Origin of the sequence: Kitasatospora sp. NPDC093558, assembly GCF_040683475.1 — a bacterium.
In the GTDB taxonomy this organism is placed as follows: Bacteria; Actinomycetota; Actinomycetes; order Streptomycetales; family Streptomycetaceae; genus Kitasatospora.
Genome location: NZ_JBFBDY010000002.1, coordinates 39,364 through 62,865, shown reverse-complemented (window position 1 = coordinate 62,865; position 23,502 = coordinate 39,364). Strand labels below are relative to the sequence as shown.

20 protein-coding genes and 1 tRNA gene are annotated in these 23,502 nt (G+C 73.6%); 15 read left to right on the top strand and 6 right to left on the bottom strand.

What is annotated here, in order from left to right; genetic code table 11:
- From AB0O00_RS00625 to AB0O00_RS00610, 4 genes are all read left to right on the top strand, one after another.
- Positions 1-359, top strand: a 359-nt coding sequence (locus AB0O00_RS00625) for a segregation/condensation protein A (protein WP_363647577.1), incomplete at its 5' end; no start/stop codon positions are given.
- 260 nt (positions 360-619) lie between these two features.
- A complete protein-coding gene (gene scpB / locus AB0O00_RS00620; RefSeq protein WP_363647585.1) occupies positions 620-1,303 on the top strand; it encodes an SMC-Scp complex subunit ScpB in 684 nt (227 codons plus the stop codon).
- A complete protein-coding gene (locus AB0O00_RS00615; protein ID WP_363647575.1) occupies positions 1,303-2,580 on the top strand; it encodes a pseudouridine synthase in 1,278 nt (425 codons plus the stop codon). Before scpB ends, AB0O00_RS00615 begins: the two co-directional genes overlap by 1 nt.
- 241 nt (positions 2,581-2,821) lie before the next feature.
- A complete protein-coding gene (locus AB0O00_RS00610) occupies positions 2,822-3,805 on the top strand; it encodes a helix-turn-helix domain-containing protein (protein WP_363647573.1) in 984 nt (327 codons plus the stop codon).
- A 21-nt stretch (positions 3,806-3,826) separates the two neighbouring features.
- On the opposite strand, the gene AB0O00_RS00605 is transcribed toward AB0O00_RS00610, so the two are convergent.
- From AB0O00_RS00605 to AB0O00_RS00595, 3 genes are all read right to left on the bottom strand, one after another.
- Positions 3,827-4,189 carry a DUF952 domain-containing protein gene (locus AB0O00_RS00605; protein ID WP_363647571.1) on the bottom strand — a complete coding sequence of 121 codons (363 nt, stop codon included), beginning with the start codon at positions 4,187-4,189 and terminating at the stop codon, positions 3,827-3,829.
- A gap of 144 nt (positions 4,190-4,333) precedes the next feature.
- Complete coding sequence (locus tag AB0O00_RS00600; RefSeq protein WP_363647569.1) at positions 4,334-5,908, bottom strand: mucoidy inhibitor MuiA family protein; 1,575 nt, start codon at positions 5,906-5,908, stop codon at positions 4,334-4,336.
- Between the two features lie 2 nt (positions 5,909-5,910).
- On the bottom strand, positions 5,911-8,202 hold the full coding sequence (locus AB0O00_RS00595) for a DUF4139 domain-containing protein (RefSeq protein WP_363647567.1): 2,292 nt from the start codon (positions 8,200-8,202) through the stop codon (positions 5,911-5,913).
- Positions 8,203-8,506: 304 nt separating this feature from the next.
- On the opposite strand from AB0O00_RS00595, the gene AB0O00_RS00590 reads away from it, so the two are divergent.
- The 4 genes from AB0O00_RS00590 (at position 8,507) to der (ending at position 13,345) form a co-directional block, all read left to right on the top strand.
- A complete protein-coding gene (locus tag AB0O00_RS00590) occupies positions 8,507-9,592 on the top strand; it encodes a prephenate dehydrogenase (RefSeq protein WP_363647565.1) in 1,086 nt (361 codons plus the stop codon).
- A gap of 68 nt (positions 9,593-9,660) precedes the next feature.
- Complete coding sequence (locus AB0O00_RS00585; RefSeq protein ID WP_363647563.1) at positions 9,661-10,716, top strand: DUF4419 domain-containing protein; 1,056 nt, start codon at positions 9,661-9,663, stop codon at positions 10,714-10,716.
- A gap of 150 nt (positions 10,717-10,866) precedes the next feature.
- On the top strand, positions 10,867-11,604 hold the full coding sequence (gene cmk / locus AB0O00_RS00580; RefSeq protein ID WP_363647561.1) for a (d)CMP kinase: 738 nt from the start codon (positions 10,867-10,869) through the stop codon (positions 11,602-11,604).
- A 289-nt stretch (positions 11,605-11,893) separates the two neighbouring features.
- On the top strand, positions 11,894-13,345 hold the full coding sequence (der, locus tag AB0O00_RS00575; protein ID WP_363647559.1) for a ribosome biogenesis GTPase Der: 1,452 nt from the start codon (positions 11,894-11,896) through the stop codon (positions 13,343-13,345).
- A 127-nt stretch (positions 13,346-13,472) separates the two neighbouring features.
- On the opposite strand, the gene AB0O00_RS00570 is transcribed toward der, so the two are convergent.
- Together AB0O00_RS00570 and AB0O00_RS00565 are read right to left on the bottom strand one after the other, a co-directional pair.
- Positions 13,473-14,258, bottom strand: coding sequence for a hypothetical protein (locus AB0O00_RS00570; protein ID WP_363647557.1), 786 nt, complete (start codon positions 14,256-14,258; stop codon positions 13,473-13,475).
- A 188-nt stretch (positions 14,259-14,446) separates the two neighbouring features.
- Positions 14,447-15,337, bottom strand: a complete 891-nt coding sequence (locus tag AB0O00_RS00565; protein WP_363647555.1) for a hypothetical protein — start codon at positions 15,335-15,337, stop codon at positions 14,447-14,449.
- Positions 15,338-15,920: 583 nt separating this feature from the next.
- Between AB0O00_RS00565 and AB0O00_RS00560 the strand changes: the two genes are divergently transcribed.
- The 7 genes from AB0O00_RS00560 to AB0O00_RS00530 all read left to right on the top strand — a co-directional run bounded on the left by AB0O00_RS00560 (position 15,921) and on the right by AB0O00_RS00530 (position 21,921).
- Positions 15,921-16,706, top strand: a complete 786-nt coding sequence (locus AB0O00_RS00560; protein ID WP_363647553.1) for a transglycosylase family protein — start codon at positions 15,921-15,923, stop codon at positions 16,704-16,706.
- Between the two features lie 240 nt (positions 16,707-16,946).
- Positions 16,947-17,294, top strand: coding sequence for a transglycosylase family protein (locus AB0O00_RS00555; protein WP_363647551.1), 348 nt, complete (start codon positions 16,947-16,949; stop codon positions 17,292-17,294).
- 103 nt (positions 17,295-17,397) lie between these two features.
- Positions 17,398-18,087 carry an alpha-ketoglutarate-dependent dioxygenase AlkB gene (locus AB0O00_RS00550; RefSeq protein ID WP_363647549.1) on the top strand — a complete coding sequence of 230 codons (690 nt, stop codon included), beginning with the start codon at positions 17,398-17,400 and terminating at the stop codon, positions 18,085-18,087.
- A gap of 264 nt (positions 18,088-18,351) precedes the next feature.
- Positions 18,352-19,212: an acyl-CoA thioesterase II gene (locus AB0O00_RS00545; protein ID WP_363647547.1), complete on the top strand. Its 861-nt coding sequence runs from the start codon at positions 18,352-18,354 to the stop codon at positions 19,210-19,212.
- A 214-nt stretch (positions 19,213-19,426) separates the two neighbouring features.
- Positions 19,427-20,248, top strand: coding sequence for a DUF1684 domain-containing protein (locus tag AB0O00_RS00540; protein WP_363647545.1), 822 nt, complete (start codon positions 19,427-19,429; stop codon positions 20,246-20,248).
- Positions 20,249-20,510: 262 nt separating this feature from the next.
- Complete coding sequence (locus AB0O00_RS00535; protein WP_363647583.1) at positions 20,511-21,707, top strand: MFS transporter; 1,197 nt, start codon at positions 20,511-20,513, stop codon at positions 21,705-21,707.
- A 140-nt stretch (positions 21,708-21,847) separates the two neighbouring features.
- Positions 21,848-21,921, top strand: a tRNA-Pro gene (locus AB0O00_RS00530).
- Between the two features lie 321 nt (positions 21,922-22,242).
- On the opposite strand, the gene AB0O00_RS00525 is transcribed toward AB0O00_RS00530, so the two are convergent.
- On the bottom strand, positions 22,243-23,379 hold the full coding sequence (locus AB0O00_RS00525) for a tyrosine-type recombinase/integrase (RefSeq protein WP_363647543.1): 1,137 nt from the start codon (positions 23,377-23,379) through the stop codon (positions 22,243-22,245).
- Between the last annotated feature and the right edge of the window lie 123 nt (positions 23,380-23,502).

Genomic DNA, 23,502 nt, shown 5'->3' with positions numbered 1-23,502 from the left:
GCCTCGCGGAGCTCGCGGCGAAGGCGATGGAGCCCAAACCGGCGCCCGTCGTCTACGTCGACCACATCCACACGCCGCCGGTCAGCGTGCGCGAGCAGGCCGGGCTGGTGGTGGCCCTGCTCACCGAGCTCGGCGAGGCGTCGTTCCGGCGGCTGGTGGCGGACGCGCCGGACACCCTGGTCGTCGTCGCCCGCTTCCTCGCGCTGCTGGAGCTCTACCGCGAGCAGGCGCTCGCCTTCGAGCAGCCGGAGGCGCTCGGCGAGCTGACCGTGCGGTGGGTGGCCGAGCCCGGGCGGGGCCCGGTGGAGGTCACGGACGAGTTCGACCGGCCGGCGGGGGAGAAGGAGGAGGACGGGTGACGGAGACGTCTGCGGGCGGCGGCGGGCGGCCGCTGCGGCGGCGGCTGGGGCTGCCCGGGCAGCCGCGGGCCGAGGAGTGGCTGGAGCCGGCCTTCGAGCTCCTGCCGGACGAGCCGGCGCCGGTGGCGGACGTGCCGGCGGAACCCGTGGCCGAGGCGCACGTCGTGCACCAGAAGTCGGCGCCGCCGACTTCCGACGCGCGACCGGTGCCGGTCGATGCGGCCGAGGACGTCGGGGACGTCGGGGAGCCCGGTCCCGGGCTGCGGGCCGAGCTGGAGGCGATCCTGATGATCGTCGACGATCCGGTGACCGAGGACCGGCTGGCCGGCGTGCTGGAACGGCCCCGGGCGGAGATCGCCGACGCGCTGCGCGGGCTGTCCGCCGAGTACACCGCCCAGGGCCGCGGCTTCGACCTTCGGCACGTCGCCGGCGGCTGGCGCTTCTACAGCCGGGCCGCCTGCTCCCCGGCCGTCGACCGCTTCGTCCTGGACGGCCAGCAGGCCCGGCTCACCCAGGCCGCGCTGGAGACCCTGGCGGTCGTCGCCTACCGGCAGCCGGTGTCCAGATCGCGGGTCTCGGCCGTCCGTGGTGTGAACTGTGACGGTGTGATGCGTACCCTGGTACAGCGAGGACTGGTGGAAGAGGCCGGATCCGAGCCCGAAACAGGTGCGATCCTGTATCGGACGACGAACTACTTCCTGGAACGGATGGGGCTCCGCGGCCTGGACGAGCTGCCGGAGCTCGCTCCCTTCCTGCCCGAGGTCGACGACGTGGAAGCGGAGTCCCTGGAGGGCACGATGATCGCGGAGGCGGTCGCCGCCGCTGCCGCGCAGGCCGCGGACGGCAGTGGCGAGGCCGGTCGGGCTGAGCACGATCGGCAGGGGGCGGTGAGGTCGGCCGAAACGACCGCACATCCCAGACGGAACGACGTACGGACACTTTGATGCGTAGCAGTGGCAACGGCAGGAACAGCAGCGGCGGCGGAAGCGGTCGCGGCGGACAGGGCGGGGGCCGGGGCGGCGGCTCCTACGGGGGCGGCGGCCGCGGCGGCTCGGGCTCGCGCGGCGGTTCGTCCGGCGGCGGTTCGTACGGTGGCGGCTCGGGCTCGCGGGGCGGCTCCTACGGGGGCGGCTCGCGCGGCGGCTCCGGCTCGTCCGGGCGGGACTCCCGCCGCGACGACCGGCGTGACGACCGCCGGGACGACCGCCGGGACGACCGGCGCGACGACCGGCGCTACCCGGACCGCCCGCTGCGGCCCGAGGAGCGGCGCTACGACCGCCCCGAGTACGGCGGCGGCCCCAACGCCACCCCCGCCCGCGGCGGCTTCGCCGGCCGGCGCCCCGGCCCGGCCCCGCGCCCGCGCCGCGAGGGCCAGGGCGCCCCGGGCGACCCGCGCCGCCAGCCGCAGCGCTCGCGTGAGCTCCAGGCCCGGATCGAGGACGCCGTCCTCGCCCGGCACGACAAGCCCGCCGTCAAGCTGCCCAAGACCTTCGGCGAGCCCGAGGGCGAGCGCCTGCAGAAGGTGCTGGCCCGGGCCGGCATCGGCAGCCGCCGCGCCTGCGAGGAGCTGATCGAGCAGGGCCGCGTCGAGGTCAACGGCCAGCGCGTCACCGAGCAGGGCAAGCGCGTCGACCCGCAGAACGACGAGATCAAGGTCGACGGCCTGACCGTCGCCACCCAGTCCTACCTGTTCTTCGCGCTCAACAAGCCGGCCGGCGTCGTCTCCACCATGGAGGACCCGGAAGGCCGCCAGTGCCTCGGCGACTACGTGACCAACCGGGAGACCCGGCTGTTCCACGTCGGCCGCCTGGACACCGAGACCGAGGGCATCATCCTGCTCACCAACCACGGCGAGCTGGCCCACCGCCTCACCCACCCCAAGTACGGCGTGACCAAGACCTACCTGGCCGCCATCCAGGGCCCGATCCCGCGCGACCTGGGCAAGCAGCTGGCCCAGGGCGTCGAGTTGGAGGACGGCTACGCCCGCGCCGACAGCTTCAAGGTCATCTCGAACGTCGGCAAGAACTACCTGGTCGAGGTGACCCTGCACGAGGGCCGCAAGCACATCGTGCGCCGGATGCTGGCCGAGGTCGGCTTCCCGGTCGAGAAGCTCGTGCGCACCCACTTCGGCCCGATCGCGCTGGGCGACCAGAAGTCGGGCTGGCTGCGCCGCCTGACCAACCCCGAGGTCGGCCAGCTGATGCACGAGGTCGGCCTGTAAGGGTCGGCCGGTAGGGGTCGGCCCGCAAGGGACCGGTTCACGGACAGTTCTCCGGAGGGTCTCCCGCCCGTGGTGGCGGGGGACCCTCCGGTGTGTATGTGAGCCGGGACGCACCCGCTGGTCACGGCCTTGTCAGCGTCATGATCCGTGGCCGAGGATGGCCACCTGACCACCGCCGCTTCGCGTGGCGGGAGTGCGCCAGCACGGGCGCCGGTGGGGGCGAAAAGGGGGAGACGGCGTCGTGTCCGATGCACCACTCAGCGCACTGGGACTGGCCGAGCCGGACGGACAGGTCTACGCCGCGCTGGTGGCCAACCCGCAGTCCACCGCGGAGGACCTGGCCGAGAGCTGCGGCCTGACCCTCCAGCAGAGCGTGCGCGCGCTCGACCGGCTCGCCCAGCAGGGCATGGCCACCCGCGCGCCGGTGGACCGGCAGCGCTACCTGCCGGTCGCCCCCGACGTCGCGATCGGGACCCTGATAGGCCACCGCGAGTCCGAACTGCGGCACGCCAGGGCCGAGATGCACCGGCTGATGGACGCCTTCCGGGAGGCCTCGCGCTACACCGACCCGGCGCACTCGGTCGAGGTGCTGACCGGCGGCGAGGCGATCGCCCAGCGGCTGGAGCACATCACCGAGACCAGCCAGTACCAGGTGCGCGGCTTCGACTGCCCGCCGTACATCCAGGACCCGGTGGGGCTCATGCCGACGCAGCGGGACCGGCTGCGCGAGGGGCTGCGCTTCCGGACCATCTACGACCGGGAGGCGGTGGCCTGGCCCGGGCGGCTGGAGAAGAACATCCTGGTCGGCGTCGCGGACGGCGAGGAGGCCCGGGTGCGGCCCACGCTGCCGATGAAGATGATCATCTCGGACGACCGGATGGCGATCATCCCGATCAGCGTCGGCGACAGCGTCCTCGACGCCGCCTACGTCATCCACCCCTCCGCGCTGCTCCAGGCGCTGGACACGCTGTTCGAGGCGGAGTGGGAGCGGGCCGTCCAGCTCCAGGCCGCGATCGGCGCGGCGGACGCGGCGCTGGAGCCGGCGGCCGACCACCGCAAGCTGCTGGGCCTGCTGGCGGCCGGCCTGACCGACGAGTCGATCGCCCGCTCGCTCGGCTGGAGCGCCCGGACCACCCAGCGCCGGCTGCAGAGCCTGATGCGGGCGCTGGGTGCGACCACCCGCTTCCAGGCCGGCATGGCGGCGCGGGAGCGCGGATGGCTGTGAGCCGACCGTCCCCGGTGGGGCTCAGCTCCAGGGGGTGAGGGAGGCCCAGCGGCCGTCCGGGCCGCGCTGGAGCTTCGCCAGGCCGACCACGGCGGAGCGGTTCAGCCGGCCGTAGATGTGCGGGAACAGCACGCCGGGCGTGGCCCCGGGCGGCGGTGCGCCGTGCGGGGCCTCCCACTTGACCATCGGCTCCACCAGCGACTCCTCGATCAGCAGCACCATCAGCGGATCGGGGGCGTCGGCGAAGAAGTGGTTGGCCACCGCGAGCGCCGTCGGCTCGTCCGCCGAGCAGTGGATGAACCCGTCGGTGAGCAGCGAGGCGGCGGCGTACGGGCGGCCGGGGTCGGCCAGCCAGTCGTCCAGGGGTGCGAGGTGGAGGATCATGTTCCTGTTGTACCCGGTTCGGTCCCTTTGGTCCTGCGCCGGTCGATCCTGAGCAGGTGTCACTTCGGCGCGGGGGTCATTACGGCGTGGGGGTCACTTCGGTGCGGGGGTCACTTCGGCGCGGCGGTCACTTCGGTGCGGGAGTCAGAGCCCGGCCACCTTGGCGGAGGCCGAGATCTCGTACACCAGCGTGAGCGTCCGGCGGGCGCCGGGGCCGAGCGGCACGTCCCAGCGGACGATGCCCTCGGCGTCGAAGGCGTCCGGGGCCGGGGTGCACTCCTCCTTGCGCAGCCGCACCTCCACCGCCGACACCTCCGAGACCGGCACCCGTTCGCGGACCGTCACGACCTGCTCGTCCCGCTCCTCCGGGCCGGAGAACCGGGACAGGTGCAGCCGGACCGTCCGGGTGGTCGTCTGGCGGCCGGTGAGCCCGGCGGTGGCCTGCCGCTCCTCGGCCTCGCGGACCACCCGGTAGCCGTCCGAGCTGCCGAACGCCAGCTCGGCCTCGGCGCCGGCCGCGGTGAAGCGCAGCTCGCCCCGGCCGGTGAAGCCGCTGCCGCGGACCAGCTCGACCGGGCCGGCCAGCAGCGGGTGCCCGGCCGCGTTGCGGAACCGGACCACCTGGGTGACCAGCGGGGACAGCTCCGGCGCGCACGCGTACTCGCTGCTCGCCGGCGCCCCGAAGCCGCCCAGCGGCACCCGGTGCGCCCGGCCGTCGGACGGTACGGTGGCCGGCGCGGGCGCGGGCAGCACCCGGACCTCGCCGCCGTCGTCCACGCCCGGCACGGCGGCGTCCGGGGCGAGCGTGCCGACGGTCTCCTCGCGCAGCTCGACCTCGACGGTGCGGCGCTCCTCGCCGGTGCGCTCGCGCAGCATCAGGACGTCCTCGGTGATCGCGGGCGGATCGGTGGCGAGGGCGGAGCGGGCGGTGGAGAAGGTGAGCCGCGCGCCGGTCCAGTCCTCGCCGGTGCGCTGCCAGACCACGGCCTCCGACTCCAGGTGCAGGCTCCCGCCGGCGAGGGTGGCGCGGTACGACGGGCGCCAGAGCGCGCACGGCACCAGGTGGCTGACGGTCAGCGTGCCGGGGCCGGCCGAGGCGGCCTCGACGGTGAGGTCCAGGTGGGCGACCAGCTCGGCCGGCTCCTCCTCGGCCTCGTCGAGCGCGGTGAGCGCCTGCGAGCGTTCCTCCTCCAGGCGGCGCAGCCGGGACCGGGTGGCGCGCAGCTCCTCGCCGTGGCGCTCGCGCTCGGCGTCCACCCGGTCCAGCTCACGGGTCCAGCGGGCGCGTTCGACCTCGCCGACGCCGGCGCCCTCGCCGACCTCGCGCAGGAGGTCGGCGGCGAGCTGGGCGAGCAGCGCGAGCCTGGCCTCCAGGCGGGTGCGGGTCTGGTCGGTCAGCCGGGTCTCGACGTCCAGTTCGTGCAGCCGGTGGCGCAGCGCGGAGTCGTCCGGACCGGGCGCCTGCGGGGCGCGCGGGGTCCAGCTGCGCACCAGGCGGGCGTCCAGGACGCGGCTGCCGGGCGCGCTGCTCTCGGCGCGCAGGGTGCGGTCCACGGCGAGCGCGGTGAGCGGGCCGAGGCGCAGGCGCTGGACGCCCGCGGCGAGCTCGACCGTCGCCGTGCGCTCGACCTGGCTGCGGTCCTCCAGGCAGGTGACGGCGGTGACGGGGAGGGCCGTGACGGGGAGCGGGGTGACGGGGAGGGGGGTGGTTCCGGTCATTCTCAGTTCCTCCGGTTTCCGCCGACGATGGCCTTTCCGGCCGGGATCTTGATCTGGTAGCCGCCGTCGAGCTCGGCGCGCCCGCCCGGGGGCAGTTCGACCCGCCAGAGCCGGGTGCTGGGCGGGCACTGCGGGGTCGGGACCGTCGGGGCGTGCCAGTCGGCGCGCTCGTCGATCCGGATCTCGGCGTCGGAGGTGACCGGCACGCGCTCGCGGACCTCGACGGTGACGGCGCGGCCGAGCCGGTTCGCCAGCTCGACGTGCACCCGGTGGTCCAGCACGGTGCTGTTGTTCAGCACGCTCAGCTTGCCCGCGACGGCCTCGTGCAGCTCGGTGCGGCGCGCCACCTCGATGCTCTCGGTGACGCCGATGCCCACGCGCCGCGCGCCGCCGGGCGCGAGCGTGGGCAGGGCGGCGGTGAGCAGGAACTCGTCGTCGACGGTGACCTCGACCGGGCCCGCAAGGACGGCGCGGTCGGTGCGGTTGGCGAGGACGAGCGTCGCGTACACCTTCTCCTCGACGGCCGGGACGGTGACGTATTCGGGGCGGACGGACAGCGGGATCTCGTCCACCGTGACGGTGTGCCAGGTGCCGTCGGACGGGATGTCTGCGGGGGCGGCGGCGTCGAAGCGGTGGTCGAACGAGCCGGCCGAGACGCGGGGCGCCACGGCGTGCTGGGGCAGGCGCAGGCTGCGCACGCGGCCGAGGCCGCCTCGGCTCGCCTCCGGGGTGCCGGTGGGCGGGTGGAGCGTGCCGCGGCGGCTCGTGGGCGCGTCGGGGCCGGCCAGGACGAGATCGGGGTAGTCGAGCAGGGCGGGGGTGAGGCTGCCGGGGGCTCCTGTGAAGTCGGCTTTTGGGGGCTCGGGGGCGATGGCGTCCTGGCGGCCGGCCATGCGCTTCATGGCCGCGGGTGCTGCGGACTTCGCGATCGGGGCGGCTGCGGGCGCGGGGGCCGCGCCGTACGGGACGGGGGCCGGGCCGCCGGGTGCGGCGGGGGCGAGTGGCGCCTGGGGGACCGGTGCGCCGCCGTAGCCGGCGAAGCCGGGCGGGGGCGGCGGCGAGGGGAGCGGGTACTCGTCGTCGGCGAAGTCCAGGGTGCCGCCGCCGCGCCCGCCCCCGCCGAACGCGCTGCCGCCCGGTCGGCTCGGTAGCGCATGGCGGGGAGCGCTCGGGACCGTCCCGCGCGACCGGGCGGGGGGTGTGGGCGCCGCCGCCGAGACGGCGAACGGGCCGCTGCGGGGCCGGGGCTTGCCGGGCAGCTCGTCGGCCGCGTCGTAGCCCGCGAACAGGTCGGCGAGGCCGCTCGGGGGCTCGCGCCAGCCGGACGGCGGCGGCGCGGGCTGGCTGCGGCCGATCCGCAGCGAGCGCAGCTTGGGCAGGTCGGTGCGGCGGTCGAGGTCGGCGGTGGACAGCGCGAGGCGGACGCCCGTCCAGTCCTCGCCGGTCTGCTGGGCGACGGAGGCGCGCAGGACGAGGCGGCCGGTGTCGGAGCCCTGCCGGTAGGACAGCCGGTAGGCGGGGATCCAGCGGGCGGCGGCGACGCCGTACTCCAGCTCGATCTCGACGTGGGAGGGGGTGGGGGTGTGGGCGCTGTCCGGTTCGTCGGCGTGGGCGGGAGTGGGGGTGCCGTCCGGTTCGTCGGCGTGGGTCGGGGCGGTCGTCAGGGTCAGCAGGACGGTGGTGGCCGTCTCCACCGGGTGGGACGGGCCGGCGGTGGACGCGCGCTCCAGCCGGTCGTTGATCAACTCGCACTCGTGGTCGGCGAGTTCGATCTCCCGGGTGAGCTGCTCGGCGCGCGTCTGGAGCCCGGCCAGCCGCTCGTCGACGAACTCCGCCAGCTCCAGCCACGCGTCGGCGGGCGTGCGGCGCAGGACCTCGTCCGGCCGCCGCCGCTGCGGGGTGACGGCGCGCAGGTCGCTCGTCTCGGCGATCGACGCGAGGACCACGCGGTGGCGCTCGACGAGGGCGCCCAGGCGCTCCCTGGCCTCATCCAATTCGCGCCGCAGGGCCGGGAGTTCGGACTCGTCGCGGATCTCGGCGAGCTGCTCCACACGGGCCTCGGTGACGGCGGTGCCGGGCGGGCCGCCGAGCACCCGGGCGCGCAGCGAGCGGCCGTCCAGCGTGCGGGGCAGACCGGTCAGCCGCAGCCGGCCGCCGGGCGGGACGGGCACGGTGGCCCGGCGGCGGCACACCGCGCCCTCGGCGTGGACCACGACCGAATCCAGGACCGACGGGTGCGCCGGCACGGCCGGTGGTTTCGGCCGTCCGGTCCCGTCGCTGTGCTGATCGTCCATGCGCAACCCCTTCGTTCGCGTCCTGCCGCCGGCGCCGACGGTGTCCGCGTCGGGTGCCTCGTCCGTCTCGTCTGCCTCGGGCGGCCAGTCTGCCGCGCCTCCGGGCGGGCGTCTCCGGATTTCGCCCGCGCGGTGGCGTGTGCACTCTGTGGGACGGGGGCGGGGCTTCGGTGGTTCTCCGTGGTGGTGCTGCTGGTGCGGCTGTCCGCGGGGTGGGCGGTGGACGCGGGGGCGGGGGCGATGCGAGAGGATGGGGCGAGCACCCCGGCCCGCCGGCCGGTCCCGTGAAGGAGAGCGACCCGCCATGCGCACTGCCGTCGTCGTCGGCACCGGACTGATCGGCACCTCCGCCGCCCTCGCCCTGACGGGCCGCGGGCTGACCGTCCACCTGGAGGACGCCGACCCGGACGCCGCCCGCACGGCCGCCTCGCTCGGCGCCGGCACCACCGAACCGGCCGACGGCCCCGTCGACCTCGCGGTCATCGCCGTCCCGCCCGCCCTGGTCGGCAAGGTGCTCGCCGACTGCCAGCGCCGCAACCTGGCCCGCTGGTACACCGACGTCGCGAGCGTCAAGGCCGGCCCGCGCGCCGAGGTCACCGCGCTCGGCTGCGACACCGTCCACTACATCGGCAGCCACCCGATGGCCGGCCGCGAGCGCTCCGGCCCGCTCGCCGCCCGCGCGGACCTCTTCGAGGGCCGCCCCTGGGTGCTCACCCCCACCGCCGACACCGACACCGAGACGCTCAACGCCGCCCTGGAGCTCGTCGCGCTGTGCGGCGCGATGCCGATCGTGATGGACGCCGCCGCCCACGACCGGGCGGTCGCCCTGGTGTCGCACGCCCCGCAGCTGGTGTCCTCGCTGGTCGCCGCCCGGCTGGAGCACGCCGACGAGACGGCGATAAGGCTCTCCGGGCAGGGCGTCCGGGACGTCACCCGGATCGCCGCCTCCAACCCCGGCATGTGGGTCGACATCCTCTCCGCCAACGCCGGCGCCGTCGCCGACATCCTGGACGAGGTCGCCGTGGACCTCCGTGAGACCGTCGCCGCGCTGCGCGCCCTGGACGCCGCCGAGGCGACCGAGCGCCGCTCGGGCGCGGTCGGCATCGAGGCCGTCATGCGGCGCGGCAACACCGGGCAGGCGCGCATCCCCGGCAAGCACGGCGCGCCGCCCACCCGGTACGAGACGGTGTCGGTCGTCCTCGGCGACCAGCCGGGCGAGCTCGGCCGGCTCTTCGGCGAGGTCGGCGCGGCCGGGGTCAACATCGAGGACGTCGTCATCGAGCACTCGGACGGGCAGCAGGTCGGCTTCGTCCAGCTCTCCATCGCGCCGACGGCGGTGAAGCCGCTGACGGCGGCGCTGCGGTCGAGCGGGTGGAGCGTGCGGGACTGAGGTTCCGGGGTCTGGGTTCCAGGTTTCGGGTTTCGGGTTTCGGGTTTCGGGTTCAGGGGGGATTGGGCGTGATCGTCGAGATACCGCTCGGCGAAGGCCAAGAGCCGGGTGACGTGGGCGAGCTGGACATCGTCGGGAACGACGCCTTCCTGGCGGCGGTGATCGGCCGGGACTTCCGGCTGCACCACCGCAGTGCGGACTCACTGCCGGCCGCGCCGGGGGAACGGCAGCGGCCGGCCGGCGACGAACCGACGTGGAGCCTGCTGCTGCGGGCGGCGCACCTGGCGTTCTGCGGTCACCTGCCGCTGAGCCTGTCGCCGGACGTGCTCTGGTACGCGGTGGTGCACGAGGTCGCGGTGCACGTGCGGCTGAACGCGAAGGCGTACGAGGGACTGTTCACGGACACGCCGGGGCAGCGGCAGGAGATCGCCGTCCGGGACGACAGCCTGCTGGGGCCGGAGCCGGACTGGGCACGGTCGATCCGCCTGGTGCGGGAGCCGCTGGCGGAGCGGATCGGGACGGAGCTGGTCGAGCTCTTCCAGCCGTCCTTCTCGACGACCACGCCGGACGACGTCTCGTCGGTGCTGGTCGCGCTGATGGACGTCGTCAGCCCCTACTACGAGTTCAAGTGGGACTCGCTGTGCGGCATCCCGCGGGTCCGCCTGGAGGGGACGGTGAACGACTGGGCGCTGCTGGCGGAGCGGGTCGGCGAGCTGGCGCCCTGGTTCGAACCGCTCGCGGACTGGTTCGCCGAGCTGCGCCCGGTGCTGAAGGTCCTGGCGCGGACGGCGGCCGGCTGGCCGGTGGACGAGGAGTTCTGGCGCTCGCTGTACAAGTGGCGCTCGGACTCGGGCGGGGACTTCGTCTCGGGGTGGATCACGGCCTTCTTCGCGCACACCCGGACGTCGTCCGGGCCGGAGCCGCGGACCGACTTCGGGTGGCGGGGGCAGCTCCTCGAGGAGAACGCCTTCCCGTCGCACGTCTCGAAGGTGCCGTTCGACTGGGAACGGCCGGACGGGACGTCGAAGATGGCCTTCCTCGGCGGCGTGCTCGGCATCGAGCGGGACGGGGAGTACGTCCGGCCCCGGCTGGGGAACGCGGTGGTGGAGCTGGTGGGACGGTGAGGGGGGAGCTGGTGGAGCCGTAAGGGCCGTCGGGGGCGGTCGGACCTTGCGGGGCTGGCTCCTGCGGCGGTCCATTAACCTTGAGGGAGACAATCCCCGGTCGTATGCCTGTCCAACGCCTGCCCACTGGCTGTCCAGGCGCCGGGTCCCATGCTCAGAGAGAGGTTCGACCCCGTGGACACTGCCGACCGAGCGCACGCCCCGGTCGTCGTCGCCATCGACGGACCCTCCGGTTCCGGCAAGTCGACCGTCTCGCGCGCCGTCGCCGCCCGGCTGGGCCTGAGCTTCCTGGACACCGGTGCCATGTACCGGGCGATGACCTGGTGGATGCAGGCCAACGACGTCGACACCGATGACGCGGAGGCGGTGGCCGTCGCGTGCGGGAAGCCGGTGATCGTCTCGGGGACGGACGCCGACGGCCCCACCATCACGGTGGACGGCCAGGACGTGTCCGGCCCGATCCGCGGCCCCGAGGTGACGGCGCGGGTCAGCGCCGTGTCCGCGGTGCCGGCGGTGCGCACCCGGCTGGTCGAGCTGCAGCGCGGCTGCGCCGAGGTCGCCGAGCGCGGCATCGTCGCCGAGGGCCGTGACATGGGGACCGTGGTGTTCCCGGACGCCACCGTCAAGATCTTCCTGACCGCCTCCGAGACCGCCCGCGCCGAGCGCCGGGCGGCCGAGCTGCGCGCCAAGGGCGTCGACGAGGCGACCATCACCGCGATGGCCGCCGACCTCGCCCGCCGGGACGCCGCCGACTCCTCCCGGAAGACGGCTCCGCTGACCCAGGCCGCCGACGCCGTCCTGGTCGACACCAGCGACCTCACGCTGGAGCAGGTGATCGGGCGGATCGTCGCGCTGGTGGAGGAGCGGGCCGGCCTGTCGTCGGTGTGAACCCTTGTGTGTGGTGGTGACCTGCTGGGCTCCGGCTCCGGGTGACCACGTGTGGTGGTGACCCGCCGGGCTTCGGCTCGGGGTGACCATGTGTGGTGGTGACCTGCTGGGTTTCGGCTCGGGGTGACCATGTGCGGTGGTGACCTGCCGGGCTTCGGCCCCGGGTGGCCCCGATGAGCTGCGGCACCGCCGAGGTGCCGCAGGAGAAGTACTCGCGCTGCCCCGAGCGGGGCAGGTACGCACGGCGCGCCCCTGGGAAGGGCCGGGCCGGGAAACGGAACAGACGAACATGACCGCAGAGCACGCCACCGGCCACGGTGAGCTGGACGACGCCGAGTACGCCGAGTTCATGGCCCTCGCCGCCGAAGAGGGCTTCGACCTCGACGACGTGGACGGCCTCGACGCCGCCGAGCACGTCCGGCTGCCGGTGCTGGCCATCGTCGGCCGCCCGAACGTCGGCAAGTCGACCCTCGTGAACCGCATCATCGGCCGCCGCGAGGCCGTCGTCGAGGACAAGCCGGGCGTCACCCGCGACCGGGTGAGCTACGAGGCCAGCTGGAACGGCCGCCGCTTCAAGGTCGTCGACACCGGTGGCTGGGAGATCGACGTCCTCGGCATCGACGCGATGGTCGCCGCCCAGGCCGAGCTCGGCATCGAGCAGGCCGACGCGGTGCTGTTCGTCGTCGACGCCACCGTCGGCGCCACCGACACCGACGAGGCCCTGATCAAGATCATCCGCCGGGCCGGCAAGCCGACCGTCCTGTGCGCCAACAAGGTCGACGGCCAGTCCACCGAGGCCGAGGCCGCCTACCTGTGGTCCCTCGGCCTGGGCGAGCCATACCCCGTCTCGGCCCTGCACGGCCGTGGCTCGGGCGACCTGCTCGACGCCGTCATGGCCGCCCTGCCCGAGGCCCCGCCGCAGACCTTCGGCGACGCCGCCCCCGGCGGCCCGCGCCGTGTCGCGCTCATCGGCCGCCCGAACGTCGGCAAGTCCAGCCTGCTCAACAAGGTCGCGGGCGAGGAGCGCGTGGTCGTCAACGAGCTGGCCGGCACCACCCGTGACCCGGTCGACGAGATGATCGAACTCGGCGGCAAGACCTGGAAGTTCGTCGACACCGCCGGCATCCGCCGCCGCGTCCACCTGACCGCCGGCGCCGACTTCTACGCCTCCCTGCGCACCGCCTCCGCGCTGGAGAAGGCCGAGGTCGCGGTCGTCCTGATCGACGCCAGCGAGACCCTCGCCGAGCAGGACACCCGCATCATCTCGATGGCCGTCGAGGCCGGGCGCGCCGTCGTCATCGCCTACAACAAGTGGGACCAGCTCGACGAGGAGCGCCGCTACTACCTGGAGCGCGAGATCGAGCGTGACCTCGTCCAGGTGCAGTGGGCCCCGCGCGTCAACGTCTCGGCCAAGACCGGCCGGCACATGGAGAAGCTCGTCCCGGCGATCGAGACCGCGCTGGACGGCTGGGAGACCCGCATCCCGACCGCGCGCCTGAACGCCTTCCTCGGCGAGCTCGTCGCCGCCCACCCGCACCCGATCCGCGGCGGCAAGCAGCCCCGCATCCTGTTCGGCACCCAGGCGGGCACCCGTCCGCCGCGCTTCGTGCTGTTCGCCTCGGGCTTCCTGGAGGCGGGCTACCGGCGCTTCATCGAGCGCCGGCTGCGCGAGGAGTTCGGCTTCGTCGGGACGCCGATCTCGATCTCGGTGCGCGTGCGGGAGAAGCGCAAGAAGAAGTAGTAGTAACGCTGTTCGGGCGTCCACGCGCCTGCGCTTTTACGGGGGGAGGGCCTCGTCGCTTCGGTGGCGGGGCCCTTCGTCGTTCGTCGTTCTGCGGCGTCGGTGGTTCAGGCGGGTGCAGGGGTGGTCAGTGGTGGTCGCCCGTGCGGCCCGGGGGGAGGGACAGCATCTGGCGGTGCCGTCCTCCGGCGGACGGGGCCGTGCCCATCATCGGGGACGGGACCGGGGGCGGCGCGGGCATCGGGTGGGGAGCCGGGCCCGGCGAGCCGAGGTAGCCGGCGGCGACCCAGCCCTGGCCGTTGGCGAAGTGCGCTGCGGGCGAGGGCTGGTGACCGTTCGGCGGGTGGTGGGCAGTGGTGTGGTGCCCGGTGGTGGGGTGGTTCGCGACGTGGTGGTGACCGGTGCTGTGGGAGCCGATCGGGTGGGAGCCGGTGCTGTGGGGGCCGGTCGGGTGGTGGCCGGTCGCGTGCGGCCCGACGGTGTGGTGTCCCGGCGGGTGGTGGCCGGTGGGGTGGTGCGTGGCCTGGCCGTAGCCGTCGCTGGTGGGGTTGGCGGGGTGCGCGTTCGTCTGGGGGTTCGTCTGGGGGTTCGCCTGCTGGGCGGGCATGAACTGCGGCAGACCCGCCGCCTGACCCCCGTACGTCTGGAACGCCTGCTGCGACGGGTACGGCCGTGGGTCCACCGGCTGCGGGTACCCCTCCCGGATCGCGAAGCCGGTGAACTTCAGGTCCTCCTCGCCCGACCGGTCGCCCGGCAGCGCGCGGAACAGCCGCCGGTACTCGGAGTACAGCTCGTCGTAGATCGGCGTCGTCGAGTGGGGGTGCTCGGCGTCGTACGACGGGCGCATGCCCGGGATCGAGCGGGGGAGGGTGGCGGTCCTGCCGGGGGTCGCGGAGACGTCGTAGCTGTACACACAGGGGCCAACGAGCGAGAGCGCCAGGGGATGCGGGGCGCGAGGGTCCGGCCGGAAGGTGGCGTATGCCGATCGGAGGGCCGCCTTCCGGCCGGGGTGTGGCGATGGGGGCGTGGTGTGTGGGGTAGGGGGCGTGCGGTTGAGGGCTGTGGGGGCGGGGGCGGGGGCGCGGTGAGGGCGGGTGCGGCTCAGGTGCCGGCGAGCGGGAGGGAGGCCGCGACCACCTGGCCCATCGACACGGCGCGCTCCAGCGCCTGGCGGAGCAGGTCCTCGCGCGGCTGCCGGCCGACCGTCCCGGCCGGTACGGCGTACATCGTCACCTCGGAGAGCTGGCTCGCGGCCAGCCGCCACGCGTCGGTCACCTGGAGCGGCTGGTGCGCCTGCCACCAGCCGGTGCTGCCGCCGGCCGCCGCGGGCTGCAGGATCGCGTGCAGCTTGCCCATGGCCACCAGGACCGACCAGCCCGGGAGCTGCTCGGGCGTCTCGTCGAGGTCGGCGACCGGCTGGAAGCCGGCGTCCTGGAGCAGGTCGAGGAACTCGTCCTCGCCGCTGGTGTTGCCCGGCCGGCCGACCGGCCCGGTCGGCTCGACCACGAGCGACGCGTGCCCGACCTTGCCGTGCAGCACCAGGCCGCAGGTGATGCCGAGGATGGCGGCCTGGCCCGGGGCGCTGGGCCGGTCGTCGGCGACCGCGGCGCCGAGCGCCGGGGAGGCCGCCGCGGGGACGGCGGGGGGGGCCGTGGGCGTCACGACGGCGGACGGCGCGGGCGCCGCGACGCCCGGGAAGCCCGGGACGTCGGTCTGGGCCTGGTTGATGCTGCGGACGGCACCGGCGAGCTGCTCCTCCGCCACCGGCACCACCTGGGACGGGATGCAGCGGGCGTGGGCGAAGGCCAGCACGGCGGTCTCGTCGCCGACGAACAGCACCGTGCTCGTGGGGTCCGAGTAGGTGTCACCGGGGGTGCGGCAGGAGGTGCACTCGTAGCTGTCGGGGGCGCGGTCGCCGCCGAGGAGGCGGTCGGCCTCGTCGTCGCCGATCTCGGACCGGACCTCGTCGCTGACGTCGAGCATGCGCGGCACAGGGTCTCCTCGGGTGGGTCTTGATTGCGGTTACGGGGAGGTCGCCATAACCAACGGACCCCTGTGTCAGGCGTCACGGGTGGGCGTCGAGGCTGACGGGAATTGCCCCGGATCCGACCGCAGCGCGTGTTCATGTGGTCGCAATGTGTCGATGTCGTGGGCAGGCCTGCCGGAATGAAACCGTGAGGTAGGTCACGGGGCGCCGATGTTTGATCTTGGAATTGGCGGCCAAAACGGACAATCCGGGCAGGATTGTGCTGTCGTTACCGCTGGTAACCCTTGCGTGAGCTGGGCAGACCGTTCGGGTTTTGGTTTCCCCGCCGACCGACTCGTAGCTTCTTGGTCGGCGCAACGAGCGCCACCCGGGTTCACCCCCGACGCACAGCCCGCCGGTCCCCGTACCGGCAGCGGCACGTGCCCGCCGACGCGATCGCTCGAACAGATCGTCGGCGAGCGGCTGGGTGGCCGGGGCGGCAGCGGCACGTCCGACACGTGCACGGCCGTCCGACGGACGCGGCAACGAACGCGGCCCCTTCCAGGGCCTGGTTCCGCCTGCCCGCCCGGGGCTGTCGAGAGGAACCCCATGACCTTCCGTCACGAGACCGCCGCTGCCACCACCTCCACCGCCACCAAGCGCAACCGCGTGCGCATGGCGGTCGTCGCGGGCGCCGCCGTCGCGGCCCTGCCGGTGGCCGGCCTCGTCACGGCCACCTCGGCCTCCGCCGCCTCGGTCTCCACCTGGGACGCCGTCGCCCAGTGCGAGAGCGGCGGCAACTGGGCCATCAACACGGGCAACGGCTTCTACGGCGGCCTGCAGTTCACCTCCAGCACCTGGGCCGCCTACGGCGGCACGGCCTACGCCTCGCAGGCCAACCAGGCCACCAAGGCGCAGCAGATCGCCGTCGCCGAGAAGGTCCTCGCCTCGCAGGGTCCGGGCGCCTGGCCCGTGTGCTCCGTCAAGGCCGGCCTGACCAAGGGCGGCGCCCCGGCGGCCGTCGACACCTCGGCCGGTGCGACCGCCGCGAAGCCGGCTGCTCCGGCTGCGAAGCCTGCCGCTCCGGCCGCTAAGCCCGCTGCTCCGGCCGCTCCGGCTGCCAAGCCGGCTGCTCCGGCTGCGAAGCCGACCCAGGCTCCGAAGGCCGACAAGGGCGCGCAGTCCTGGAACCGTTCGAACGACGCCAAGCCTGTTGCCCCGGCTGCCCCGGCTGCCCCGGCCAAGGGCGGCAACTACACCGTCAAGTCCGGTGACACGCTGAGCTCCATCGCCGCCGCGCAGGGCCTCGACTGGCACGACCTGTACAAGAACAACGCCAAGGTCGTCGGCGGCAACCCGGACCTGATCTTCCCCGGCCAGGTTCTGAGCATCTGACGTTCGTTGATGTTCGTTGGCGTTCGCTGACGTCGATTGGCGCTCGTTGGGCGCTCGTTGGCTCTCGTTGACGCTCGTTGATGCCGGCTTCGTCGCGCGCATCATCGTCACGGCCGCTTCTCCGCTGCGTGGGGGAGCGGCCGGCGGCGTGTCCGGCGTGTCGAGGCGGGGGCCGGTGCGTCGCGCCTAGGGTCGGCTGCTGTGCCGCATTCGTGTGATGAGCGTTTCGGGCGGGGCACGGTGGCGCTGCTGGTCGTGATGGTGCTGCTCGCCGCGGCGCTCTGCGTGGGGGCGCTGGTGTCGGCCGGGGGACGCGCGTGGTCCGCCGTCCGGGTCGCGGACGTCATCTGGGACCAGCTCGCCGACTGCGAGAGCGGCGGCGACTGGCGGGCCGACACCGGCAACGGCTACTACGGCGGCCTGCAGATCTGGGCACCCACCTGGACGGACGCGGGCGGCCTGCGCTTCGCCGACCGGCCCGACCACGCGAACCGGCGCGAGCAGACCACCGTGGGGGAGGAGATCCTCCGGCGGCAGGGATGGGAGGCGTGGCCGGACTGTGCGCGGGAGCTCGGGCTGCTGGGTTGACGCCTGCCGTCCCGTTCGCTCCATTCGTTCCGGCTGCTCTGGCTGTTCCCGCTGTTCCCGCTGTTCCGGCTGTTCCGGCTCTGTGATGCGCGAGGATGGTGGCGTGATCCAGGGCGAGCTGTTCGGTGAACCGTCGGAGCCCTCCGCGCCGCGCGAGCGCTCCGAACCCGCGTCCGGCGCCGTCCTCCTCCCCGACTGGCTGGACGCCGACGCCCAGCTGCGCCTCGTCGCCGCCTGTCGGGACTGGGCCCGCGGCCCGGCCGGCCTGCACGCCGTCCGGATGCCCACCGGCGGCGTGATGTCCGTCCGCATGGTGAGCCTCGGCTGGCACTGGTACCCGTACGGCTACCGGCGCACCGCCGCCGACGGCGCGCCGGTCAAGCCGTTCCCGCCGCTCCTCGGTGACCTCGCCCGGCGTGCGGTCGCCGACGCGTACGGGGAGGGCGTCGCCGGGATCGCGGGCGCCGCGTCATACGAGCCGGACATCGCGATCGTCAACCATTACGCGCACGGCACCAAGATGGGCCTCCACCAGGACCGCGACGAGCGGGCGGACGCCCCCGTCGTGTCGTTCTCGCTCGGCGACTCCTGCGTCTTCCGGCTCGGGAACACCGAGACCCGGACCCGGCCGTGGACCGACCTGGAGCTGCGCAGCGGCGACCTGCTGGTCTTCGGCGGCCCGGCGCGGTTCGCGTACCACGGGGTGGTGCGGACGCTCGCGGGGACGGCGGACCCGGCGCTGGGACTGGTGGGGCGGCTCAACATCACCGTGCGGCAGTCCGGGCTCGGGTAGGGCGGGGAGGGCGCCGGATCGGGCTGCGGTCGGTTTACGGTCGGTGGTTGGTGGTTGGTGGTCGGCGGGCTGCGATCGCTCTGTGGTCGGCGATCGGGCACTCGTTCGAGTGAATCGGGGGGTCGGGGCCCGGGAACGGGAATTCCAGCGGTCGCCGGAGGATTCGAGTGAGCTGGAGAATTCGAGAGGAACGGGCGCCGGCAGGCGGGCGGAGGACCTCCGCCCGGGCCGTGGTCCCGGAGAGCCCGGAGAGGAAGCGCAGCCATGGGTACCCCCGTCGACGACCTCGTCGATCTGCTCGACCTGGAGCAGATCGAGCTGAACATCTTCCGCGGCCGCAGTCCCGAGGAGGCACTGCAGCGGACGTTCGGCGGCCAGGTCGCCGGGCAGGCGCTGGTCGCCGCGGGGCGCACGGTCGACGGCGACCGGCCCGTCCACTCGCTGCACGCGTACTTCCTGCGCCCCGGGGTGCCCGGCGTGCCGATCGTCTACCAGGTCGACCGGATCCGTGACGGCCGCTCCTTCACCACCCGCCGGGTGCTCGCCATCCAGGGCGGCCGCTCGATCTTCGCCCTCACCGCCGACTTCCACGTCCCCGAGGAGGGCGGCATCGAGCACCAGTTCCCGGTGCCGCACGTCCCCGCCCCCGAGGAGTTGCCCAGCGCCCTGGAGGAGGTCGGCTCCCGGCTCGGCGAACTGCCCCCGTTCATCAGCCGCCGCCAGCCCTTCGACATCCGCTACGTCGACCGCCTGCGCTGGACGAAGGAGGAGCTGACGGGCGTCGAGGCGCGCAGCGGCGTCTGGCTGCGGACGAACGGCGCCCTGCCCGACGACCCGCTGATACACGTCTGCGCCCTGACGTACGCGAGCGACATGACGCTCCTCGACGCCGTGCGCGCCCCCGTCGAGCCGCTCTGGGGCACCCGGCACTTCGACATGGCCTCGCTGGACCACGCGATGTGGTTCCACCGTCCGTTCCGCGCCGACGACTGGCTGCTCTACCAGCAGGAGTCCCCGATCGCCCACGGCGCGCGCGGGCTCGCCCGCGGGGAGATCTTCGACCGGAACGGGCAGCTGGTGGTGTCGGTGGTGCAGGAGGGCCTGTTCCGGCCGCTGAAGGGGTGAGGCCGCTGCGGGGCGGTCGCAGGGAGTGCTGCGGATTGCGTCCCGTTGCCGCCGTGTTTCCGTTTCCGGTCGGGTGGCGGCGACGGGGATGACGCGCCCGGGCGACGGGTGTTGTGCTGGGTGATCGAGAAGGGGCGGCCCGCGGAGCGGCTGGTCGCCGAGACGAGCGGCCTGCCGGTCGGCGGGCCGCGGACCGGACCGGGAGGGTCTGCCGATGACGGAGACGGCCGCGGAGGACTGGAAGCACTGGAGTGACCACCGGACGGCGTCGGTGAGTGCGCCGCACGGGCAGCTCGCACTGACCGGCACGCACTGGCTGGAGCCCGAGCCGGTCGGGATCCCCGGCCTGCCCGGGCGCTGGTGGGCCGACGCGGAGGGCGTCCGGCTGCGTGCGGTGGCGGCCGACGGCATCACGGTCGGCGGCATCACCGTCGGCGGCGCCACGGTCGGGGGCGCCACGACCCCGGTCGACGGTGAGGTCCTGCTCCGTCCCGACACCGATCCGGCCGCCGACACCGCCGTCCTCGGCGACGTCCTGCTCGTCCCGATCGAGCGCGAGGGCGAGCTGGCCCTGCGGGTCTTCGACCCCGCCGCACCCCGCCGGGCGTCCTTCGCCGGCATCTCCGCCTACCCCTACTCGCCGGAGTGGGCCGTGCCCGCCGTCTTCACCCCGTTCGAGGCGGCCGACGCGCAGTCCGTCGTCGTCCCGAACGCGGACGGCAAGGAGCGCCCGCTCGCCGTCAGCGGGCAGATCGCGTTCACCGTCGCCGGCGAGCACCGCACCCTGACCGTCAGCGGCGCCGGCGACCGCCTCAGCGGCGTCATCGCCGACGCGACGAGCGGCATCGACACCTACCGCTTCCGCTTCATCACGCTCCCCGCGCCCGACGCCGACGGCCACACCGTGCTCGACCTCAACCGGGCCTACCTGCCGCCGTGTGCCTTCGCGGACCACTTCATCTGCCCGTTCCCGCCACCGGGCAACCGGCTGGACTTCGCGGTGGAGGCGGGGGAGAAGCAGGTCCTGACCCGGTAGCCGCAGCCGGGCCGGGCCGGGAGTTGCCCCGGAGCGGCCCTGGGGTTGCTCGGACGGGCCCCGGTGGGGAGCACGCGGACGGCGGGGCGGAGCATGGAGGGTTGTGCCGAACGACCACCATTCATCAACGCGCCCTTCAGAGGCCTCGCCGCCGTCCGCCGACCCCGTCTCGCCGCCTGCTCCGCCTCCTGCGGCCGCTCCGGTTGCTCCGCCTTCGCCGGCTGCTCCGTGGTACCGACGGGCGTTCGCCGATCTCAGCCCGCTGCGGGACCACGCCGACTACCGACGGGTCTGGCTGGGGCAGGCCGTCTCCTCCATAGGCCAGCAGATGACGGCCGTCGCCGTCTCCGTCCAGGTCTACGACCTGACCGGCTCCGCCTTCGCGACCGGCGTGGTCGGCCTCTTCTCGTTCGTTCCGCTCATCGCCTTCGGCCTCTACGGCGGCGTGATCGCCGACCGCGTCGACCGGCGCAAGCTCGGCCTGATCGGTGCCGCCGGCCTGGCCGCCGTCTCCGCCGTCCTCGCGGTCCAGGCCATGGCGGGCCTCGGCCAGGTCGCCGTCCTCTACGCCGCCGTCGCCGCCCAGGCCTGCTTCTTCGCCCTCAGCTCGCCCGCGCGCTCCGCGATGATCCCGCGCCTCGTCCCGTCCCACCAGCTCCCCGCGGCCAACGCCCTGAACACCGTCAGCATGAACCTCGGCATGACCGTGGGCCCCATGCTCGGCGGACTCCTCATCGGCGCCTACGGGGCCCAGTCGGCCTTCCTGGTCGACACTGTCGCCTTCACCGGCACCCTCTACGCGATGTGGCGCCTGCCCGCCATGCGCCCGCTCGGCGAAGGCAAGGCCCGCGCCTCCGTCCTCGACGGCCTCCGCTTCCTGCGCGAGCAGCCCAACCTGCGCACCAGCTTCCTCGCCGACCTCGCCGCGATGATCTTCGGCCTGCCGCGCTCCCTCTTCCCCGCCATCGCGGTCACCTTCTACGGCGGCGACGCCCGCACCGTCGGCCTCCTGGTCTCCGCCCCCGCCGTCGGCGCCCTGATCGGCGCCCTCTTCTCCGGCTGGGTCGCCCGCATCCACCGCCAGGGCGTCGCCGTCCTCGCCGCCGTCGCCGCCTGGGGCCTCGCCATCGCCACCTTCGGCCTGCTCCACAACCTCTGGCTCGGCCTCCTCCTGCTCGCCCTCGCCGGCTGCGCCGACACCGTCAGCATGATCTTCCGCAGCACGATGATGCAGGTCGCAGCCCCGGACGAGATGCGCGGACGCCTCCAGGGCATCTTCATGGTCGTCGTCGTGGGCGGCCCCCGCCTCGGCGACTTCGAGTCCGGCGCCGTCGCCGCCCTCACCAGCCCCGCGACCTCCGTGATCACCGGCGGCCTCGCCTGCGTCGCCGCCGTCCTCCTCCTCGCCGCCCGCCGCCCCGCCTTCCTCACCTACGACGCCCGCCACCCCACCCCCTGACCCACCCCACCTCGAAACCTGGCAGCGAGCACCCCTCCACGTGCTGTATTGTTTTCCACGTCGCCGGGACAACAACCGGAGACAAGGTCGAGAAGCCAACCGGCAGAGCCCCCCAGGCCCCGCCGCCGGCACCGAGACCACGGGACGTGGCGCAGCTTGGTAGCGCACTTGACTGGGGGTCAAGGGGTCGCAGGTTCAAATCCTGTCGTCCCGACTGTGAAGTCGCAGGTCAGAGGCGGTTTACTCGCGTAGAGTAAACCGCCTTTTGGCGGTTTTCGGACGCGACAATGCGGACATTCGTCACCTTTCCCACCCTTTGGTTGTCAGGTCAAGTTGCCATTTGGCCTTCAAGGTGAAGGTGGGGAAGCCATTAGGTGATTGAATCCTCGATTTCGGCCCCTGTGGCGCACTTGACCGGCTGAAAAGTGGGGTCAAGTGGGTAACGCGCCCCTGTATGGGGCGCGTTGACGGATGGTCGAGCGTGGCTCGGGTGGATGCGCGGAGGCTTGTTCCCGCACGATTTGGATACGGTCTGTCACCATCGGTGGGGGATCCGTCCGGTGATGCGGAGTTGTTCGACGAGGTGTCGGGTGAAGGCTTCGCCGGCCTTGGTGAGTTCGCGGATGTCCGGGTGGAAGTAGCGCCGTGTGGTACTGAATTCCTTGTGGCCGGCGATCTCCTGGAGGATGTGAGGCAGGATTCCGGCGTCGGCCATCCAGGTCAGGCCTGTATGGCGAAGGTCGTGACGGCGCAGGTGTTCGTAGCCGAGATCTTGGGTGACGTCGTTCCAGTGAGTGGCATCGCGTAGGACAGCGGTGCTGATTCGGCCGCCGCGCGGGCCGGTGTAGAGGCGGGCGTCCGGGTTGCCGTGGGTTGCTTCGAGGCGGCGGGTGATCAGTGGGCGTAGCGGTTCGATGATCGGGATGAAGCGGGCGATCTTGCCTTTGGTGTGTTTGTCGACGAGGCCGCCGGGTGCTGGGGTGGTCTGCCGGCGGCAGGTCAGGAGCCAGTTCCTGGTGTCGATGTCGCAGGCCCGTACTCCTGAGACCTCGCCGATGCGGGTCGCGGTGCAGGCGCCGTGGACGATGACGTCGCCCCAGCCGCGGTAGTGGTTGTAGGAGGCGTCGATCAGGGCGTCGGCGAGTTCGGTGAGGGCGTCCCAGTCGCGCAGGGCGAGGGCCCGGGGGTCCAGCAGTTCGTCTTCCGCCTGCTGGTACGCGCTCTGCCAGCCGGTGACGTGAGCGGGAGCGCGTTCGATGAGACCGTCCACGACGGCCTGTTCGAGGATGCGGAAGAGCATGGCGAGGGTGTTCTTGATCGTGGAGCGGCTGCAGCCTTCGGCGATCCAGCTGTAGATCGCGCCCGCGATCGCGCCGGTGGTGACCAGGCGAACGGGCAGGTGCCCGAGGTCGGGCTCGATTCGGTGGTGCCATCCGGCGAGGTAGGGGACGTGGGTCGTGGTCTCGAGGCCAGCCAGGATGGCCGGGAGGCGGCGGTTGACGTACTCGGTCAGTGGCATCGAGGCCAGGGAGGGGAGCAGGGGGCTGCCCGTGGCGTCGGCCAGGATGGTCAGCCATTGGGTGACCAGTGCCGGGTCGATCCCGTTGCGGACGGCCTTGCCGAGGAAGTCGGCCCAGGCGTGTGTCTGGGCGGGGGAAACCGGGTGCAGCACCGGCGGTAGGGGTCCTGGGGCGAAGGCCGGGACGGGGCGTGCTGTACGGGATCGGCGGGTGAGCTGCGGAGCCGGAAGGCCGGCCGGGGCGTGGGCGGGTGAGCTCGATAGGAATGTTGACGT